This is a genomic window from Muricauda sp. MAR_2010_75 (genome assembly GCF_000745185.1).
In the GTDB taxonomy this organism is placed as follows: Bacteria; Bacteroidota; Bacteroidia; order Flavobacteriales; family Flavobacteriaceae; genus Flagellimonas.
This window is the reverse complement of the sequence record NZ_JQNJ01000001.1, coordinates 1437103-1457783: the sequence shown is the minus strand read 5'-3', so window position 1 is coordinate 1457783 and position 20681 is coordinate 1437103. Positions and strand designations below refer to the sequence as shown.

At 38.1% G+C, this 20681-nt stretch carries 21 protein-coding genes; all 21 read right to left on the bottom strand.

What is annotated here, in order from left to right:
• Positions 1–11: 11 nt before the first annotated feature.
• Complete coding sequence (locus tag FG28_RS06470; protein ID WP_036380984.1) at positions 12–998, bottom strand: UDP-glucuronic acid decarboxylase family protein; 987 nt, start codon at positions 996–998, stop codon at positions 12–14.
• A 99-nt stretch (positions 999–1097) separates the two neighbouring features.
• Positions 1098–2408: an undecaprenyl-phosphate glucose phosphotransferase gene (locus FG28_RS06465; protein WP_316930852.1), complete on the bottom strand. Its 1311-nt coding sequence runs from the start codon at positions 2406–2408 to the stop codon at positions 1098–1100.
• A gap of 80 nt (positions 2409–2488) precedes the next feature.
• A complete protein-coding gene (locus FG28_RS06460; RefSeq protein WP_036380978.1) occupies positions 2489–3226 on the bottom strand; it encodes a WecB/TagA/CpsF family glycosyltransferase in 738 nt (245 codons plus the stop codon).
• The gene (locus FG28_RS06455; RefSeq protein WP_036380975.1) at positions 3226–4209 is read right to left on the bottom strand and encodes a hypothetical protein; all 984 of its coding nucleotides are present in this window, start codon (positions 4207–4209) and stop codon (positions 3226–3228) included. Before FG28_RS06455 ends, FG28_RS06460 begins: the two co-directional genes overlap by 1 nt.
• A complete protein-coding gene (locus tag FG28_RS06450; RefSeq protein WP_036380972.1) occupies positions 4206–5393 on the bottom strand; it encodes an O-antigen ligase in 1188 nt (395 codons plus the stop codon). Before FG28_RS06450 ends, FG28_RS06455 begins: the two co-directional genes overlap by 4 nt.
• Complete coding sequence (locus FG28_RS06445; RefSeq protein ID WP_197062557.1) at positions 5390–6208, bottom strand: sulfotransferase; 819 nt, start codon at positions 6206–6208, stop codon at positions 5390–5392. Before FG28_RS06445 ends, FG28_RS06450 begins: the two co-directional genes overlap by 4 nt.
• A 222-nt stretch (positions 6209–6430) precedes the next feature.
• Positions 6431–6937, bottom strand: coding sequence for a DapH/DapD/GlmU-related protein (locus tag FG28_RS06440; RefSeq protein WP_036380966.1), 507 nt, complete (start codon positions 6935–6937; stop codon positions 6431–6433).
• Positions 6938–6952: 15 nt separating this feature from the next.
• Positions 6953–7966 (bottom strand): glycosyltransferase family 4 protein, encoded by a 1014-nt coding sequence (locus FG28_RS06435; protein ID WP_197062556.1) that lies wholly within the window; start codon positions 7964–7966, stop codon positions 6953–6955.
• Positions 7956–8501 carry a hypothetical protein gene (locus tag FG28_RS20585; protein WP_156102218.1) on the bottom strand — a complete coding sequence of 182 codons (546 nt, stop codon included), beginning with the start codon at positions 8499–8501 and terminating at the stop codon, positions 7956–7958. The genes FG28_RS06435 and FG28_RS20585 overlap by 11 nt, the downstream gene beginning before the upstream one ends.
• Positions 8502–9299: 798 nt before the next feature.
• A complete protein-coding gene (locus FG28_RS06425; protein WP_036380958.1) occupies positions 9300–10124 on the bottom strand; it encodes a sulfotransferase domain-containing protein in 825 nt (274 codons plus the stop codon).
• Positions 10121–11419, bottom strand: coding sequence for a flippase (locus FG28_RS06420; protein WP_036380955.1), 1299 nt, complete (start codon positions 11417–11419; stop codon positions 10121–10123). Before FG28_RS06420 ends, FG28_RS06425 begins: the two co-directional genes overlap by 4 nt.
• Before the next feature lie 269 nt (positions 11420–11688).
• Positions 11689–12942 (bottom strand): sulfate adenylyltransferase subunit CysN, encoded by a 1254-nt coding sequence (gene cysN / locus FG28_RS06415; RefSeq protein WP_036380953.1) that lies wholly within the window; start codon positions 12940–12942, stop codon positions 11689–11691.
• An 8-nt stretch (positions 12943–12950) separates the two neighbouring features.
• A complete protein-coding gene (gene cysD, locus FG28_RS06410) occupies positions 12951–13856 on the bottom strand; it encodes a sulfate adenylyltransferase subunit CysD (protein WP_036380950.1) in 906 nt (301 codons plus the stop codon).
• Positions 13856–14446 (bottom strand): adenylyl-sulfate kinase, encoded by a 591-nt coding sequence (cysC, locus tag FG28_RS06405; RefSeq protein ID WP_036380947.1) that lies wholly within the window; start codon positions 14444–14446, stop codon positions 13856–13858. The genes cysD and cysC overlap by 1 nt, the downstream gene beginning before the upstream one ends.
• On the bottom strand, positions 14428–14862 hold the full coding sequence (locus FG28_RS06400; protein WP_036380944.1) for a DUF2061 domain-containing protein: 435 nt from the start codon (positions 14860–14862) through the stop codon (positions 14428–14430). The genes cysC and FG28_RS06400 overlap by 19 nt, the downstream gene beginning before the upstream one ends.
• Positions 14863–15672, bottom strand: coding sequence for a 3'(2'),5'-bisphosphate nucleotidase CysQ (cysQ, locus tag FG28_RS06395; RefSeq protein WP_036380942.1), 810 nt, complete (start codon positions 15670–15672; stop codon positions 14863–14865). It lies immediately after the preceding gene.
• 105 nt (positions 15673–15777) lie between these two features.
• Entirely contained in the window at positions 15778–16992 is a 1215-nt protein-coding gene (gene wecC, locus FG28_RS06390) for a UDP-N-acetyl-D-mannosamine dehydrogenase (protein ID WP_036380939.1), read from the bottom strand.
• Positions 16989–18068: a non-hydrolyzing UDP-N-acetylglucosamine 2-epimerase gene (gene wecB, locus FG28_RS06385; protein ID WP_051947578.1), complete on the bottom strand. Its 1080-nt coding sequence runs from the start codon at positions 18066–18068 to the stop codon at positions 16989–16991. Before wecB ends, wecC begins: the two co-directional genes overlap by 4 nt.
• Before the next feature lie 121 nt (positions 18069–18189).
• Positions 18190–18738: a dTDP-4-dehydrorhamnose 3,5-epimerase gene (rfbC, locus tag FG28_RS06380; protein ID WP_036386233.1), complete on the bottom strand. Its 549-nt coding sequence runs from the start codon at positions 18736–18738 to the stop codon at positions 18190–18192.
• Positions 18738–19607, bottom strand: coding sequence for a glucose-1-phosphate thymidylyltransferase RfbA (rfbA, locus tag FG28_RS06375; protein ID WP_036380933.1), 870 nt, complete (start codon positions 19605–19607; stop codon positions 18738–18740). The genes rfbC and rfbA overlap by 1 nt, the downstream gene beginning before the upstream one ends.
• A gap of 6 nt (positions 19608–19613) precedes the next feature.
• The gene (gene rfbB, locus FG28_RS06370) at positions 19614–20675 is read right to left on the bottom strand and encodes a dTDP-glucose 4,6-dehydratase (RefSeq protein WP_036380930.1); all 1062 of its coding nucleotides are present in this window, start codon (positions 20673–20675) and stop codon (positions 19614–19616) included.
• Between the last annotated feature and the right edge of the window lie 6 nt (positions 20676–20681).

Genomic DNA, 20681 nt, shown 5'->3' with positions numbered 1-20681 from the left:
TAAAATGAAAATTACTTTTTATTTCGGGCAGAGAAATCGCGGTGTTCTGTTTTTTCGAGCTCTTCCTTGGTTAGTCCTTTAAAAAACTCAAATGTTTTTCGCATTCCCTCTTCGCGTCCAACTTTAGGTTCCCAGCCTAAAATTTCCCTTGCCTTAGTAATGTCTGGCTGACGTTGCATGGGGTCATCTTTTGGTAATGGCTTATACACAATTTTTTGGTCCGTTCCTGTAAGCTTGATAATCTCTTCGGCAAAATCTTTAATGGTGATTTCATTCGGGTTACCAATGTTCACCGGAAGAGTATAATCGCTCATCAACAAACGGTAGATGCCTTCAATTTCATCATCCACAAAACAGAAAGAACGGGTTTGTGAACCATCTCCAAACACGGTCAAGTCCTCACCACGAAGTGCCTGTCCCATAAAAGCGGGAATCACACGACCATCATTCAGCCGCATTCGGGGTCCATAGGTATTGAATATCCGAACAATCCGTGTATCTAGTCCATGGAATCGGTGGTAGGCCATGGTTATGGATTCTTGAAAGCGTTTGGCTTCGTCATACACCCCTCTTGGCCCAATGGTATTTACATTACCGTAGTACTCCTCTGTTTGCGGGTGTACTAGAGGGTCTCCATATATTTCGGAAGTGGAGGCGATCATAAAACGGGCATTCTTTTCTTTGGCCAAGCCCAATAAATTATGAGTTCCCAAAGCGCCCACTTTAAGCGTTTGAATTGGAATTTTAAGATAATCGATAGGACTAGCCGGCGAAGCAAAATGAAGGATATAATCCAGTACCCCCGGAACATGGACAAAATTCGTTACATCGTGATGGTAGAACGTAAATCGTTCCAATGGGAACAAGTGCTCTATGTTTTTTAGGTCTCCGGTGATAAGGTTATCCATTGCAATGACATGATGTCCTTCTGCAATGAACCTGTCACAAAGGTGGGAGCCCAAAAAACCAGCTGCCCCGGTGATAAGGATTCTTTTCATTTATTTTTGATATAAATTGTTGTCTTCAAGCAAAACAAACATAGGCCATATAGATCCAGACCGAAAACTTTTCTGGTCAACCTACACTATATTCTCGACTCAATACGCTTTTTCCTCTCCCTTGAACACATTGAAAACAGTCTGGAGCATTATTTTAAGGTCCAAAAAAATGGACCAGTTCTCGATATAGAAAATATCGAATTTAATTCGGTTTTGAATATCCGAGTCGGTCTCAATTTCCCCTCTGTAGCCTCTAATTTGTGCCAATCCGGTTATGCCGGGCTTTACAAAATGACGAACCATATATTTGTCCACACTTGCAGCATATTCACTGGTGTGCTTTACCATATGGGGTCTGGGGCCCACCACCGACATGGTGCCGAACAGCACATTATAGAATTGAGGAAGCTCATCTATACTGGTACTTCTTAGGAATCTTCCTATTTTGGTGATTCGCATGTCGTTTTTTGTGGCCTGTATGTCGTCTGCATTTTTGTTGGGAGCCATGGAGCGAAATTTATAACAATAGAATTCCCTGTTGTCAATGCCGTTTCTGGTCTGTCTAAAAAACACTGGTCCCTTGGATTCAAGCGTGATCAGTATGGCCAAAATAGGGGTTAACCAAGACAATAATCCAACTATTACAGTCAAGGAAAAGACAACATCAAAGCTTCGTTTAATGAATGCGTTTATGGGATTGTCCATAGGGATATCCCTTAAAGAAAGTACAGGGATATAGTCATAATATTCAAATTTGAGCTTTTTGGCAAAGATGTTTTTGTTGTCTGGAATGAATTTGAGGGTTTTTAAATTGTTATCGGCAAAGTTGATGAACTGGGTAAGTTCATCATTTTTAAGCTCTGAAACGGAACAATAAATCTCATCAATATTATTTTTCAGAATAAATGAAAAGCATTCTTCAATGACGAACCGATCTTTTTTAGGACAAAACTGTTTCTTAAACTCATAACCATATTCGTCTCGATTTTTAAAGACATTTATTAGTTGGTCTGTTTTCCTGTTCTTTCCTATGACTACCACTCTTCTAATATTACCCTTGAATTTTTCCCTATACTCCATCATTACAACATAGGTTATGAACTTAATCCCGGATATTGCCACCAAAGCAATAAAGAAATATTGGGCCAACGCAAAGCGGCTCATATAGGGTTGCTTAAAAAAGCCGATGAAGGCGTATAAAAGAAAAAAGAAAAAAATGAACTGGGTAAAAATCTTTCTTAGTAAAAAAGGAACTTTGGTGAACCTATGGATTTTATAAAAATCATTTTTTAAGGACAATACAACCCAGCACAGTGTAATATATGCATGGAACAAAATAGGTTCGTTTATGTTTATAGGGAGAAAGTAAACAAAAAGGTTAATCACCAACACATCTATTATCAAAGACATCGGCTTGATTAAATCAGAATACTTGGTGAACCTAAAAAACATTGTGGATTAAAATAGAAATAGTGTTGCGATCAAAAGTATTAAAATTTAACACGCTCCCTTAAGACCAATAGAATAAATTTGGTGTTACCGACCAAATATCTTTTCCACATTCTTTGGGGTTCTTGAAGAAATCTATAAAACCATTCAAGGCCTGTTTTCTGCATCCAAACCGGTGCTCTTTTAACTTTTCCAGCCACTACGTCAAAGCTTCCCCCAACGCCCATGATCAAGTTTACATTAACCAATAAATCGCGATGCTCATATAAGAATTTTTCCTTTTTTGGTGAACTGATAGCAACAAATAAAAGTTGAGCCCCACTTTGTGAAATCTGTTCTGCTATTTGTTCCTCTTCATTCTTTTTAAAATATCCATTCCTATATCCTGCAATTATTCCTTGTCCGTATTCTTTGGCATACCTTTCTACAACAGTTTTCACTATGTCTTCAGTGGCTCCTAAGAAAAATATCTTATAGTTGTTTTTACTGGACAACTTTACCAAACTTTCCATTAAATCAATTCCTGCAACTCTTTCTTTCAAAGGTGTTCCCAATAGTTTGGATGCCCATACAACCGCCTGTCCATCGGCATTAATCAAATGGCTGTTAACAACACTTTCCTTAAGTAAAGCATCGCTCTGCATGGCCACAACTTTTCCTGCATTCACAACAACATGGTGTAATTGCTCTCCTTGTTCTATGGCATTATTTATAACCTCTAAGGTTTCTGCCATGGTAAGGTTATCAATCGGAATACCGAGAAATTGTATTCTATTCACTAAAATGTTTTATAGTTATGTTCTTTGTACGTTTCCTTAAGAAACTTTTCCATTTGTTTTAGAGAGTAAGATGAGAAAGCCTTGGGATGACCAATAATTACAAAATTATCAGTATCGGTTGTATTAATTTTATAGGTCTTAAAAGCCTTTTTTATTAAAAAAGCCTTTAATCCATCCATGGAAACCACACTATGGCTATGACTTATAAGAAGTTTAAAAACATTCTTTTTGGCCATAGGAATTGCGCTCCCATCTCCAAATGCCAAATGCCTCTTTTGTTTTAGGAGCTTAACCAAAATAAATCTCCAAAAGAAAATAGGTGACACTCTATATGAGCTTATGGGTATCTCCACAAATTCCCCATTATCATCTTCCTCAGTGACATCATTGGAAAACCTGTAAAACGTTTTGAATTCGGGAACAGAAGAAAAATCAAATCTTTGGTTTTCAGAAAGATAATACCCTTTAGGATAAACGGAACTGTCAATAAGCACCCCATTGTTTTTGAGGGCCTCTTTGATATGATGAAACGGTTGCGCACTCCAACCTCCGGCACGATAGGCTTTTGGAGGTTTCCCGGTTATCTTTTTCAATATCTTAGTATATCTGGTTACAATATCGTGTACCTCATTTTTGCTAAAGTCATATAATCGGTACCTTGTGGTATTATGTTTCCATTTGGTGCCATCAAAACAGGAGTCCTCCCAATGCGGATGAATATGAAGCTCGATCCCATGTCCTTGCGCTGATAATTTTTGTATTTGACCAACAATTTTGTCATAGTCTTTTCTTAAGATTGGATGCTCTCCCATTTGTTTTTCCAAGGCCAACAAATATCCCGAATCAACGAAGCAAACAAATTTGATGTTAAGAGGGTCTGCAATCTTTAACAATTTCTCTGTGGGCTCAATGATGCACTTGTCTACACTGCCACTTTTTGGTCCAAAAAATAGTTCATAATCCAAAGTGATATAGATGTTCATTCTTTTTCCAATCTTTTTGGATTGACTCCACACAAAAACAATGTTGCAAAAACAGCAAAGAACTCAATTCCTTTTATCCTTACCAGCATTGACTCTGTAACATTGGCCAATATGAACGCAAAAAATATGAGTGAGAACAGATAATCTCTCCTGTACATGGACAATAACAATAAAAAACCCAATGAGCAGACATATACAAATCCCCCTATGGCGCCATTTCGGCTCAATAGCTCTAAAAACTGATTGTGTGCATTCAAATCGTTTCTGGCTGCTTCATCAAAACCAAAGTCGATATATTTTTGGTTCCTCATCTCTTCTATTTTTGCAAAACCAACTCCCATAAAAGGATTTTCCTTAAATATCTGATAGGAGGCGTCCCAACGCTCAAAACGTTTGTCGTCCACAATGGCTTCTTTGGTAAACAAGCGTTGTTTTAAATAACTGCTACCTATTTTATTGAAGACGACCAAACACAATATCAAGCCCAATAAAATAAATATGGATTGAAATCTATATTTTGCAATTCTCATCAGCAAAAAATACCCAACAAGTACCAATAACATAAGCAAAGCCACCCTGCTGGCCAATTGGAACAAACCTATTAGCAAAAATAGTATAGTTGCATATCTAAGGTAAGGTCTGTCTCCTTTGTGATGGATTAAAAATATTATTGCAGTCACGATAAAAACGCCTAGGTATGTTGGGTGAATATCTGCTATATTGGTAAATCGATGATTAACATGTCTCCATCGAAAGAAATAGTGTAAGGGTTCATTTCTGGTTACCATTTCATAAATCACATTGCCATAACAAATAATTAAAGTGGCCAGAGACCCCCAAACAAGGGCCATAAAGATTTGTTTCCTTCTTTCGCTGTACTTGTCCTTTTCGCCCATTATTACAAATGGAACCAAAATAAAGGACCAATACCTTTCCAAATATTTAAATCCCTCCCATAATTCAGCACCATAAAATGAGCCAAATACAGCCAAAATGAAGAAGGAAAATACCGGCCATGATTTCCAAAAATTTGAAATGTCCCAGGATTTATAATCAAAAATTAGCGAAGCAAGTCCCAATAAAACAAAGATGCCAAGAAAAATATTGTTCAATCGCATGAACATTGGCAATGTAAATACGGTCAAATAAAGTGCCCAAAATCTAAGTTCCAATACTTTTTTCAAATCTTATAATTGTTAATGAGCATAAAAGGCAAAAGAGCGAGATAATAAACTATTTGTCGTCCCCGGTTAATATTTGTCTTCCATTTAAAATCGGGGCTGATGTGGATCTTCTTTTCACTTTTCATTCGGTTACCCCCGATTATATGTGGCACTTCCAAGAACTCCGGTAAAGTTACCTTTTTCTCTTCCCCCAAAAAAACATGTTTGTTAATCCTTTCGAGTTCCATTCTGGGGTTGTCCACAAAATCTTCATATTTGACCTTAACTACCTTTCGATCCATCCAACACACCAATTGTCCAAAAAAATTGATTAGCCCATAGTACAAGATTGTAGATATGGGAAGTTTGGGTGTCTGTACCTTCTTGTTAAAAGAATTTATAACCCCCCTTATATCCCTTACAACATAAATGCCCCTAATATTGAGATTTTTACTCTTTGACAGCAACAAATAGCGGCCAATATATTTAGAAGAATCCAACAGTACCTTCTTGGGACTCTGTTTCGAAATGTTCTGAAAAATATTTTCCTGTGTCCCTAGATAGACCTGATTGGGCTTTTTGGTAAAAAGCAGCTTAGGTATGTTCTTGTGGTTTTCACATTTTTCACAATATTCCAGTCCTTCAATAGTTGATTGGGGCAAAGCTTGCTGGATTTCTTTCCAAAATGGGCATGCTTGGAGTTTTTCCCCACAGGAACATGCCTTTTCTCCGTTTAAATAGTCTTTAAATTGGTGCATTTCACCAAGGGTGACCACATCCTCGTTGGTATTAAGGATAGTTGCCAATAGCGTTGTGCCGCTTCGGCCGGCTCCCAAAAGATATATTAGGGTTGTTTCTATAATGAACTATTTACGGTTAGGATAATTTGTCTAGGAAGCATTGAAAATCAAATTCCATTTTTTCCATAAACATATCTGGGAGAGGATGATAAATATTTACTTCCTCAAAAGTATCGCCTATAATAAGATTGTCAAAAAGAACTCTTTGTGTATTACTGTCATCAAAGTATCGATTCATTTTCACATTCAACTTGTTTTTTACTTTCTAGTGCCAATGGTTTTCGCTGGGACCCCACCAACTATAGCGTAATCGGGCACATCTTTGGTTACTACTGCCCCTGCCGCAACTATGACATGGTTGCCAATGTTACACCCTGCAGTAATAATTACATTGGCCCCCAACCATACATCATTGCCAATGGTGGTTACATAATAATTTTTTCCTTGTTTTTGAATTGGCAGGTCCAGTCTATCATATTTATGGTTTCTGGAGTATATTTTAACATCGGGTCCCATAATCACATTGTTGCCAATATGAACATTTGCTTGCACCATACATCGTGTTCCCAGTTCTGAAAAACCGCCCAAGGTTGCATTGGGAGAAATTTCAGCACCACTCTTCACTCTAGGTTTTTCCCCGCATTTTTTTAGATAAAACCCTACCATCTTGCTCCTGATCCAAGGAAAAAACAAGGCATAAGGTCTATAATCCTCAGGAGTGTTTCTAAAGAAAATCAAATACAATAGATAAACAAGCTTTTTCATTGATTTAGGGGCCGTTTAAACAAGCTCATGATAAATCTTCAATATTTCAGAACACACATTTGACAGCGAAGCATCCCTAAAAGATTCTGAAGCACCTACTTGAAGTTTACCATATTCTTCTTGCCCCAAGTCATGGAGCTCATTAAACTTTTTTACCAAGGTCTCAGCGTCTTCCAAGGGTACCATATATCCATTTTTCCCAACTGTTACTTGCTCTTTAAAGTTGTCTATGTCTGATGTCAATACAGGCACATGGCAAAAAAAGGCCTCCGTTGTTGCCGTAGCAAACCCCTCGGCCCTGGACATAAGCAGGAAAAACCTAGATTGATTGAGCAACGTGCGCAACATAGGCTGGGTTTGGTTCTCCTTTATTGTAATATTATAATCATTTTGAAGTTTCACAAGTTGGTTTTTGTATTCCCCCGATCCACAGAAACAAAATTTAATATTTGAACCTTTAGGCAGCTTTTTTATGGCTTCTATTACTGTATCTATTCCTTTTCTATGGATAAAAGAGCCTACAGAAATAAAATCATACACTTTCTGTGTTTCTTTTTCGTGGTAAAAAATTGTTGAATCCACACCACAAGGAAGGATTTTTATCTTATTTAGGTTTAGCTTCTTCTGTACCTGGTCAGCCATGGTTTTCCCAACGGGTATTGAATAATCCACACTTTTAGCAATACGTTGAAAAAAAGCTTTGTTCTTTTCATTTACTTGGGAGTTGATATCCCTTCCAAGAAAGGTTACCACTATTTTTGTGTTAGGGTTCAATTTCTTTTTAACCCATGCCAAAAGAATCAACGGAAAAAAATAATGGACATGAACAACATCGTACCGCTTAAAAAAATATGGTATAAACCTGAAAAATGCACCAACATATTTAAAAACACTACCCACTGAAGACGTAAAGCTTCTTTTCATGTAAAATATATCCAGCTTGTCGGCTGGACCAATTTGCTTTTGAAGCTCCTCAAATTGATTTTTAACAAAGATCCCCGCATAAGCTTTCTCTTTGCTAGGATACATATTTGAAACGAATAAAATTTTCATTGACTTTTAAGATAGATATTAAACCAAAAACAAATATTAATGCGAGGGTAGTATTCATTAACAAACTACGCACAATTAAGTTTAGAATAAAGCTTGTTAATAGAAGAATAAAAAATCTTTTTTCCAACCCCTGTTTTTTAACCGCGGAAAACACATAATAAATAAGGGTTGAGAAAATGAGAACTCCCAAAAAACCAAACTCTCCCAATATTGAGGCCAGATTACTATCATACACTCCGAACATATTTACAAAAAAGAAGCGATGGCCAACCCCATAATTGTCATATACAATACTCCCTTCAGAAAAAATGGTCCCAAAGGTACCCGATCCAGTCCCAATGGGAAAATAATCTAGGCTTATTAGTCCCCCCAAGTGCAACATAATCCCTCTAATATAGCTTCCCTCCAAATCAAAGCCATGAACGAAGTTTTGATAAGTCTTTTCAGCAAAGTCTGAGAAGAATAACAGACCAATCAGTGAAAATGCCATAAACGCCAGCAACCCTTTCATTCCCAAGCTTTTTATCAGATTTCCTCCATAAAGTAGCAGAAACGACAGGGGAATAATGAAAATTGATGTCCTAGTGCCTAGAATTAAAAATAGCAAGGCAAAAAGAACAGAAACAATCAAAACCTTTTGATGTTGTTGCTTTAGGAAATAACTCAATAATATTCTCAAATAGAATAGCAAATAAAAAAAAGCTAGAAAATTTGTCTTGAAAAAACCCCCGTGTCTTAAAGCCCCGTTCCTCGTCTCCATGGGAATACCAAAAAAATCATAAAACTTAAACTTAAGAACTATGCTCATGAGTACTCCCAACAACGAGCCATAGAATAAAAGTTTTAAGGTTTTTTCAATTCCATTTGTATAAGCATCCTTTCTAAAAAAGAAATAATAGAAGAAAAAAAAGAACTTTAAATGGATAAGGTTTTGAAATACAATATCCATTAAATTCCTATTTAGTCCAAATATTAAGGAAATCAGTGTTAGGTATATGAAAGAAACATACACAGTAGATTCCTTTAAAAGAACCCTGTTTTTTAAAGTAGCCCTGATTGCTCCATTAAATATGATAAATAACAACAATACCTCGTCTACATAACTTAAGAAACCAACATCAATAAATTTGTTGACAAAATTCATTAAAGGATACTCCCAAAAAACAAAAAAAGCCAAAAAGAGCACAACACTATGTTCAATATGGGAGTAGCTTAATCTCAAGGGAATAGTTTTAAGATAATGTTCAAGTTCATCAAAATTTGCCAAAATCACTAGCCGCAATCACGCAGAATAAAAGCCGTATACGTTTTACCAAGAACCTTCAATATCCACATATTTTTTAACCTTTTCCATGTCGTTTTCAAGTATTCTTCTATACTTTTCATCAAGGTCAAGGTTTATACTATCGTTACGAGTGGTTGTGTTTAGATTTTTTATAGCTCTTCTAAGCTTTACACGTGTTCCAGGATCAAACAATTTTCTTGCTGAAGCCCTAAATATGTTGTCTTTCGTTTTGTCAAACATCAGCTTGTTCAAATACTTGAACCTTACCGCTCCAGTCTTGTTTGCATTGTGGAAATTTAATTCCAGGTTTTCGCTGACGCCCAAAAACGAAAACACTTCCTTTGTTGCTTCAACCGAAGATTTGGTGACATTTTCAAAGAGCATCACTTTAATGTTTTTCTCTGGAAACAAGGAATATAAGTAGTCAAGCTTATCTCCATACAAACTTCTTTCCATATATTCCGAATCACTTTCGATAGCTTTATTGATATCATTATGTTTCTCCAATGATATTTGATTTAAAAACTTAAACGCAGATTTTAGTCTTTCCTCCGGTTTTCTTAAAAGAAGTATGATTCTAGCTTCCGGATTATACTCCTTGATTCTAATTAGGCCCTGTTTATCTTCAACATAGTCAACGCATCCGGTAATTACTATTTTTTGATTGTCGTATGAAGTAAATTGCTTTTCAATAAATTCAAAGCCCTTATTGAACAGTTCATCATTGCTAAAAAAAGGATAGTCTTTCAGATAAAGTTCCCCACAAACATCAGGGTGTTGAATAAGCCACTCGTACAAAGATGTTGTAGCCCCTTTTTGTACTCCAATAATAAATGTGTTTATCTTCATTTGAATGGATTGTAGATCAATAAAATATCGTGCTTCTTTTGTATAATAAAAACCCCCGCTAAATTCCAAAAAGACATACCTACGATACTGCTTATGGCCGCTCCGTAAATTCCATATGTGGGAATCAGTAAAAAGTTAAGAGTCAAATTAATGAGAAACGCTATCAAGATAAGGTTTTGGAATGTTTTTTGCTGTCCTGTCATTTGAAAAACAACTCCTACAGGACCACAGATGGTATTTGTAAGCTGTCCTACACAAAGAATGACCAGCAGCGTTGACCCACCTAAAAATTCTTCTCCAAATAATAATAAAATGGGGTCTCTGAACAAAATCAAAACCAACATCAAGCCTATTGAAAAGTAAAAATTAATCTTTACCACCGTTTGTAAGAGCTTGTTAAATGTTTCTTGGTCTCCAGTATAGTATGACTTCGCAATTTTTGGTGCCAAAATACTGTTCATGGATTGAAGTGAGAATCCTATAACCGCAACAAGTTTTAACACCACATGGTATATTCCTACATTGGAAGCTACATCAAAAACTCCTAAAAAAATTGTGTCGGTCCATCCTAACAATAAAATAAGGGCGGATGAAAACATAAGTGGGGCTGAATCGACTATATAGCTCTTAGTTTCCAAATCACCTTTCTCTGATTGTATGCTTTTAAGTCGTCTATAAACCAAAATGTAAGAGGCCAAAGCAAGAACGGCCATTCCTATTGTATGGGAAAGGATAGGTACAGCAATGCCTCTTTCATCCATTCCAAAATAGAAGGTCAATAAAAGTATAAGGCCAAAAATGAACCTGCCAGCATTGGTCAAGAAAGAATGCCACTTGGTATCCTTCATCCCCCTTAAGACAGCTGAATTAATCAGTGTAAATGTCCAAAGTGGGATAGAAAGAAATCCCATGGTTACATAGTCCAAATTTTCAATTCCCAGTAAGCTTCCGAACTGCCTTTTTAGAGCAAAACCCACAATGGTCATGATTAATGAAATCAAACCAGATATAAGGATGGATTTTTTATAGTAGTATTTTGCCTCACCAAAACTTTTTGAAGAAAACATTTTAACCAGATTAATGTCAAAACCCAGTCTTGGTATTATTGAACCTATCAAAAAAATTGAAAATGACATTGCCACATAACCGTTGACGGTAGCACCAAATAAATTGGATATAATCAGCACAAAAATATATCCTGACAAAAACCCAAAAGACTTGATGATGAAAAAAGAAGCACTTTTAAACAGTAGTTCCTTTACATCGTTGTTCTCTCCTAATAGTCTAGATAGCATTCTGCCCGTCTAATATAAATGCGTTATTGTCAAAACAGCTTTTCTTAATGAAACATTGATTATGTCTTTTTCAAAATCCCAATATAATTTATTGATTGTCGCATCTATACTTGTTCATTCTTTACCGGAAATCTTCAACATTCAATGCCAAAGTCTGTAAAGACCCCTCCTTAATCATATTAATGGTTTAGAATTGACTGGATTATCAAATAATCAGACGTATTCGTGCCTTGAATCCTGATGTTTCATTTATTACCTTCTAAAAAAAATCAAACCACCATCCCGGCCGCCACCGTCTCGTTGGTTGCGTCGTCCACCAAAATAATGCTTCCTGTAGTTCGGTTCTCGCGATACGGGTCTATCATCAAAGGTTTTGTGGTTCTGATACGCACTTTGCAAATATCGTTCATTGACATGTCTGTATCATCGGTGCTTCTGTTTAAGGTGTTGATATCAATTTTATACAGCACTTCATTGATCATGGCCTTCTGCTCGTTCGAGGTATGCTTTATGGTATATTTTGCCCTAGGTTTTGCTGGGCTGTTATTCAACCAACAAAGCATCACTTCAATATCTTGTTGCGCCTTGGGTTTGTTATTGGAGCGAACAATCATATCCCCCCTACTGATATCTATATCGTCTTCCAAGGTTATGGAAACGGACATGGGTGCGAATGCCTCTTCAACTTCACCAGAAAATGTGTCAATGGATTTGATTTTTGATACAAAACCAGAGGGCATCACGGTAACCTCATCGCCTTTTCGCAGTACGCCACTTGCCACCCGTCCTGCATAACCGCGATAATCCCTGAATTCTTCGCTTTGGGGCCTTAAAACGGTCTGAACCGGGAATCGGGCATCCACCTTATTGGTATCACTACTAATGTGCATGGTTTCCAACGTATGCAGCAGAGGAGCGCCTTGGTACCAATCCATGTTTTCTGATCTGTTCACCACATTGTCTCCCAACAAAGCACTAATCGGAATAAACCGCACATCTTTTACCAATAATTTGGATGAAAACTCCTCGAATTGCGCTATAACTTTGTTATAGGCCTCTTCCGAAAAATCCACCAAATCCATTTTGTTGATACACACAATTACGTGCGGTATCTGCAACAATGATGCAATAAATGCGTGTCTTTTGGTCTGTTCAATGACCCCGTGTCTAGCATCCACCAAAATAATGGCCGCATTGGCCGTTGAAGCTCCAGTAACCATGTTTCGGGTATATTGTATATGCCCAGGAGTATCAGCAATAATGAACTTCCGTTTTGGAGTGGTGAAATAGCGATAGGCCACATCAATGGTGATACCTTGTTCTCTTTCATCACGAAGACCATCGGTGAATAGCGCCAAATCTACGCCTTCATGACCCTTCTTCTTACTGGTGGTTTCAATGGCTTCCAATTGGTCTTCAAAAATTGACTTGGAATCGTATAGCAGTCTTCCAATGAGGGTACTTTTCCCATCGTCCACACTTCCCGCTGTTGTAAATCGTAAAAGTTGATTGTTGTCCAACATATCTTTTTCTAAAAATATCCTTGTTTCTTTCTGTCTTCCATTGCAGTTTCCGAGCGTTTGTCGTCACTGCGGTTTCCTCGCTCCGTTTGTCTCATGGCCGATACCTCTTGTGCTATCTTTTCAACGGTATCTGCATCTGATTCTATTCCTCCGGTAATAGTGATATCCCCAAGGGTTCTGAACCGTATTTTTTTGGTGACCACCTCTTCGCCCTCGTCCAATTTCAGGAATTCAGAATTGGGAATCCAGGAATTGCTTCTCCAAACTACTTCTCTTTCATGAGCGAAATACAGAGATGGTATCTGGATGTTTTCTCGATTGATGTAGTTCCAGACATCCATTTCGGTCCAGTTACTGATCGGGAAAACCCGAAAATGCTCTCCTTCAAAATGTTTTCCGTTGAAGATGTTCCACAATTCTGGGCGTTGGTTCTTGGGGTCCCATTGGCCAAAGTCGTCCCGGTGTGAAAAGAAACGTTCCTTGGCACGGGCCTTTTCCTCATCTCTTCTTCCGCCACCAATGGCACAATCTACTTTGTTGGATTCAATGGCGTCCAAAAGCGTAGTGATTTGAAGGGCATTTCTTGTAGCGTTCTTTCCTTTTTCTTCCGCCACTCTTCCTTGGTCTATGGATTCTTGTACAGAACCAACAATGAGCCGAACGCCCAAGTTTTCAATAAGGTCGTCCCTAAACTTTATGGTTTCTGGAAAGTTATGTCCGGTGTCCACGTGCATCAATGCAAAAGGTATTTTGCTGGGATAAAATGCTTTTCGGGCCAAGTGGGTGACCACAATGGAATCTTTCCCTCCTGAAAACAGAATCACAGGGTTTTGAAATTGAGCCCAAACTTCCCTCAGCACAAAAATGGCCTCGGACTCCAGCTCGTCTAAATAGTTCAAATAATACTTACTCATTACAATTGTAATTTGGGTCGAATCAATTCATATATTTTGTTCACTGCTTCTTCAACAGATTCTTTTTCTGTAAGAACAATATCTGGATGCAAAGGTACTTCATACGGGCTTGATATGCCCGTCATATCCTTTATTTCACCTTTTCTTGCTTTTTTATACAGTCCTTTAACATCTCTCCGCTCACATTCTTCCAAACTGGTATTGACAAAAACCTCCACATAGTTTTCTTTGCCAACGGTCTCTTTGATTTGGTTTCGATCCTTTTCAAAAGGTGCCACAAATGCTGCCAAGACCACAAGCCCCGCATCAACAAACAAATTGGCCACTTCGCCAATCCTTCTGTTGTTTTCTGAACGATCTTCAGGGGAGAAACTTAAATCCTTATTTATTCCCTTTCTAACATTATCGCCATCTAGCGTGTAGGTTTTAATGTTTTCTTCAACCAACTTTTGTTCAAGGCCATTGGCAATGGTGGATTTTCCAGAACCGGATAACCCAGTAAAGAAAATCAAGAAAGACTTATGACCATTGGCCTTTCTTCTTTCTTTCATCCCAATTTTATAGTCATGCCTTATGATGTTCTCTTCCATTTCTTTGCACGATTTCTTTTATCCAATCCGTAATTAATTCTATACCATGCTCTTTCGTGGTAGTAATACAAAATCATTTTGGTGATGACCTCGGCAAAACCAATCTTTAATCCTGTAAAAGGGTTTCCAGATATGATCCAAGATAGTATGATAGTATCCAATGTTCCTAGGGCCCGCCAAGTAACCGTTTTTAAAATGTGCCTCCGCCTACTGTCTCCTATCCCTATTTTAACCCATGCCCTTTCATGGAAGTAATACAGGGTCATTTTGGTGATGACCTCGGCAAAACCAATCTTTAGTCCCGTAAATGGGTTTCCAGTGATGGCCCAAGACAACAAAATAGTGTCCAAGGTACCCACCAACCGCCAGGTAATGGTTTTGGCCAAATGCCTTTTATAGGATACCTCTTTAGCCATCTAGTGAACCAAGAAATAAGGGTTCAACAAATTTTCCTTGTTATAGGATAGTTCTTGATCTGTTTCCCATTGGGTTACTTTCAGGCCCACTGCACTACAGATGGCATGGCCAGCCCCTGTGTCCCATTCCATGGTTGGGGCTATCCTTGGATAAACGTCTGCCTTTCCTTCTGCCACAAGACAGAATTTTAATGAGCTTCCCTTGGAAACAATTTCCACTTCATCGTGTTTTTGTTTCAAATCCTCAATAAATTTTTCCGTTTGTTCGTTCATATGAGATCTACTGCCTACTACCTTAATAAGTTCTTTGTTTTGATTTCCGCTCAAATGCAATTGGTTTTCTTTTGAAAAAAGGGTGTTGGTTCCATCTTCGTTTTTCAAAACATCTTTGAAGGCTGCCTTAGCTTGAACATTTGCATAGTACAACTCCTTGGTTACCGGTACATAAATCACCCCTAAAATAGGCGTTCCATCTTGGATCAAGGCAATATTAACGGTGAACTCCCCATTTCTTTTGATGAACTCCTTTGTGCCATCCAAAGGGTCTACCAACCAACATAGGTCCCAATTTTTTCTTTCTGCATAATCCAGCATTCTGTTTTCTTCACTGATTATGGGAATACTTGTCTTTTGCAAATAGGACATTATGACCTTGTTGGATTCCTTGTCGGCCTTGGTTAAAGGTGAATTATCTTCTTTGATTTCGGTCTCGAAATCTGGAGAGGCATAGATTTCCATGATGGCCTTTCCTGCGTCAATAGATGCTTGAACTGCCAGAGAAATGTGTTGATCTAAATCTGTTGAGGTCAATTTATATTGTTTTTTATTCGTGTTTTAATATTGTTTGGCACATTCAGGTTTTTTTCAAAAAACATCAAATACCTAGAATCTATTTCTTCTGATCCCATTTCTTTATTACTTTTTAATTATCCCACAAAAATCAAGTACCAATTTGTCTTCATTGATGTTTAAGGCTTTAAACTCATCATGAGCCACTAAAAAAGCAATGATGTCAGCCTTTTTAGCGGCCTCTCTATAATCTGTAAGTTTAAAAACCTTATGTTCTTCAATATTGGGTTCTACAATGAAATATTCTTCATCATTGGCATCTTGCAAAACCTTTTGTGCTATATATTTGGCAGGAGATTCCCTTAAATCATCAATGTTGGGCTTAAAAGCCAGTCCCATCAATGCAATTTTTGGTTTTCTGCCATGTTTCAATTGGAATTCCAGTTTGACGTTTTTGATTTTTTCTGCGCACCAAAAGGATTTATAATTGTTTATTTCCCTCGCCTTACCAATGATTTGTGATTCCATCGGATAATCTGAAACGATAAAGTAGGGGTCTACTGCAATGCAATGCCCCCCTACACCACAGCCTGGCTGTAATATGTTGACTCTGGGGTGCTTATTTGCCAATTCTATTAGTTCCCAAACATTAATATCTGCTTTGTCACAGATCAGTGACAATTCATTTGCAAAGGCTATCTGTACATCTCTTGATGAATTCTCTACCAGTTTACACATTTCTGCGGTACGGGCATTGGTCTTATGCAGACTTCCCTTCACATACCGTGAATAAAAGTCAGTAGCCTTTTCTGTGGATTCATCATCAATTCCGCCTATAACACGATCATTGTTTACCAACTCGTACATTACATTTCCAGGCAATACTCTTTCGGGACAATAGGCTATATAGATTTTATCCCTGAGCTCTGGCCTTTCTTGATAAATGTATTCGCGCATTTTTTCGGTTGTCCCTATTGGCGAGGTAGATTCAATAATATATAGATCTCCTTCCTTTAAAAACGGTAAAACTGATTTTGTGGCAGCTTGTACAAATGATATATCCGGTTCATTTTTTCCTTTGAACGGTGTAGGTACCACAATTATAAACGTGTCTGCAGAAACTGGCTTAGTCCCAGCTTCTAAGTACCCTGACTCAACGGCTTTGGAAACAGCCAAATCAAGTTCAGGTTCCACAATATGAATTTTACCAGCATTAATGGTCTTAACCACTTCTGGATTAATATCAACTCCAAACACCTTAGTTTTTTTCTGTGCTACCAATGCTGCTGTAGGTAGGCCAATATAGCCCAATCCCACCATTACCACCGAAGGGTCGTTCATTTTTGATTTCTTATATGTTCTACAATTCTTTTACACGCATTACCGTCACCATAAGGATTATGCAGCTTTTTCATTTTATCATAAGCCTTCTTATCATCCATTAGTTTTGAGGCTTCGGATACAATCAAATCCTTGTTTGTACCGACTAAAAGTACGGTTCCAGCTTCTACCGCTTCTGGTCTTTCCGTTGTATCTCTCATCACTAAAACCGGCTTTCCCAAACTTGGCGCCTCTTCTTGTACCCCTCCACTATCTGTTATAATTAAATAGGATTGATTCATGAGCCATACAAAAGATGGATACGATAATGGGGGTATTAGTTTTATATTTGGGATATCTCCAAGAATCTTATAAACGGGTGCTTGGACCTTTGGATTAAGGTGAACAGGGTATACTATTTGAGCATCACTATACTTGATTGAAAGCTCTTTTAGTGCTTCACAGATGTTCAGAAAGCCTTGGCCATGATTCTCTCTACGGTGGCCCGTTACCAAAATCAGTTTTTTATTCGGATCCAACATTTGAGATAGTTTACTTATTTCTGGATCTTTATACGTTTCAGTCCTGACTTTTGCAACACTCATGTGTAGCGCATCTATTACTGTGTTGCCTGTAACCACAATTGAATCGGAGACTTTGTTTTCCTTTAACAGATTACCTTTTGAAGTCTCTGTTGGTGCAAAATGTATGTCACTCACCACTCCCGTTACACACCGATTCATTTCCTCTGGAAAAGGAGATTTTTTATTAAATGTTCTTAGTCCTGCTTCAACGTGGCAGACCTTTGAACCAGAATAAAATGAGGCTATGCTAGCCGCCATGGTGGTGGTGGTATCGCCATGTACATATACATAATCTGGCTGAAAATCTTCTAAAACCGATTTTAAACCTAGGATAATATCTGCCGTTAAACCATAAAGATTCTGGTTTGGCTTCATAAGGTTAAGGTCATAGTCCGGTATTATATCAAAAAATGAAATGACCTGATCTAACATTTCCCGGTGTTGGGCCGTTATACACACTTTAGTGTCAAACTCATCCGAATGCTTATCAAACTGTTTTACCAGAGGAGCCATTTTTATAGCTTCAGGTCGAGTTCCAAAAACTATAAGGTTTTTTTTCTTTTTCAAAAAATATCTTTTTACCGTTCAATTAACATTTTACTTTTATCATACATTTTGGTGGCCTTTATGAATCCTATTGTTTTAAATATATATTCCAGTCTTGTGCCTTTTCATCTCTTTCTGATAGCAAGATTTCTCCAAAATCCTTTTCCCAATCAATCTCCAAAATAGGGTCATTGTATCTAATGCTCCCCTCCGCTTCTTTATTGTAATAATTGTCACATTTGTACAGAACTTTTGCTGACTCGCTCAAGGTTAAAAAACCATGTGCCATTCCCCTTGGAATAAAGAGCTGTTTGTTGTTCTCATCACTCAGTTCCATTGATATGTGCTGACCAAAAGTGGGGGAATCTTGGCGCAAATCTACCACAACATCTTGAATTCTTCCCTGTAACACCGAAATCAATTTGGCTTGGGCGTGTTCTCCCTCCTGAAAATGCAACCCCCTGAGCACCCCTTTTTTTGAGTAGGAAACATTGTCTTGTACAAAGGTCACTTCACCACCCACAGCTTCACAAAAATCCTTATGGTTGTGATTTTCATAAAAATAGCCCCTGTCATCCTCAAACACGGTGGGTTCCAAAACAAAACATCCCTTTAGTTTGGTTTCCGTTGCTTTAATCATATCTCTTGATTCAGAATGCCTAAAAGTCTTTTTCCATATCCACTTTTCTTTAGTGGTTGGGCCAATTGTATAAACTGTTCTTTGGTTATGTAACCCATTTCATAAGCGGCTACTTCTATGGAACCTATGATGGTGTCCTGCCTTTCCTCCAATACCTCTACAAATTGTGAGGCCTGCATCAGGGCTTGGAACGTACCTGTATCCAACCATGCTGTACCCCTGTCCAAAATACTGACATTGAGCTTGCCCTGCTTCAGATAGGCTTTGTTCACATCGGTGATTTCCAATTCACCCCGAGCACTAGGTTGTATGCTTTTGGCAATTCCAATCACATTGTTATCATAAAAATAAATGCCCGGCACCACAAAGTTGGATTTTGGTTCCTTTGGTTTCTCTTCAATACTGATGGCCTTTCCTTCCTCATTGAACTCAACCACTCCATATCGTTGTGGATCATTTACCCTGTAGGCATAGATTACCCCTCCATCTGGGTCGTTATTCGCTTGTAACAAATTGGATAGCCCAGTTCCATAAAAGATATTATCCCCCAAAATAAGAGCCACTTTGTCTGCACCAATAAAACCTTCCCCTATGATAAAAGCTTCTGCCAGCCCATTGGGTGATTCTTGAACAGCATAGGAAAAGGAGCAGCCGTACTTTTGCCCATCTCCCAAAAGTTCCCGGAATAAAGGCAAATCCTTTGGGGTGGAAATAATCAAGATTTCCTTGATTCCGGCATACATTAGGGTAGACAATGGATAATAAATCATTGGCTTGTCGTAAATGGGCATCAACTGCTTGCTCACTGAAAGGGTGAGTGGGTGCAATCTACTGCCGGTTCCGCCTGCCAAAATGATTCCCTTCATTATGCGTTATTCTTGATACTGTTTTTTATAATACTCCAAATAATCCCCTGAGGTAACATGCCCAAGCCAATCCTTATTCTCAAAATACCAATCTATAGTCTGCTCAAGTCCTTCTTCAAAAGTTACTGATGGTTCCCAACCCAGTTCCTTATTAATTTTGGAAGCATCAATGGCATATCTTAAATCATGCCCCGGACGATCTTTTACAAAGGTTATCAGTTTTTCCGATGTTCCTTCCGCTCTGTTGAGTTTTTTGTCCATTAGCCGACATAACAGTCGGGTCAAATCTATGTTCTTCCATTCATTAAAACCGCCAATGTTGTAGGTCTCTCCCTTTTTTCCTTGATGAAATACCAAATCAATGGCCTCCGCATGATCTTTTACATACAACCAATCACGGGTATAATTTCCATCGCCATATACGGGCAACGGCTTATTTTGTATGATATTGTGAATGAAAAGGGGAATCAATTTCTCTGGGAATTGATTGGGTCCATAGTTGTTGGAGCAATTGGAGATGATATATGGTAATTTATAGGTTTCACCATACGCCCGCACAAAGTGGTCTGAACTTGCCTTTGAAGCTGAATAGGGGGAGTTTGGATTATACGGTGTGTTTTCCTTAAAAAGCCCCTTTTCTCCCAGACTTCCGTACACTTCATCTGTGCTTATATGATAAAACAGGAAGTTTGGATTGTTCTTGGCCAACTCCAATGAAGCGTTCAACAAGTTAACCGTCCCCAAAACATTGGTTCGTACAAAAGACAGTGGGTCTGAAATGGAACGGTCCACATGGGATTCTGCCGCCAAATGGATCACGCCATCAAACTTATTTCTAGAGAATAGGTCATTGATAAAGTCGGTGTCTGTAATATCCCCCTTTACAAAAGAATAGTTAGCTGTATTCTGAACATCTTTCAGGTTTTCCAAATTCCCAGCATATGTCAAAGCATCAAGGTTAACGATTTTGTAGTTACTGTACTGGGCAACAAATCGTCTAACCACATGAGAGCCTATAAAACCTGCTCCTCCTGTAATTAAAATGCTCTTGGGAATATTCTTTTCCATGGAAGC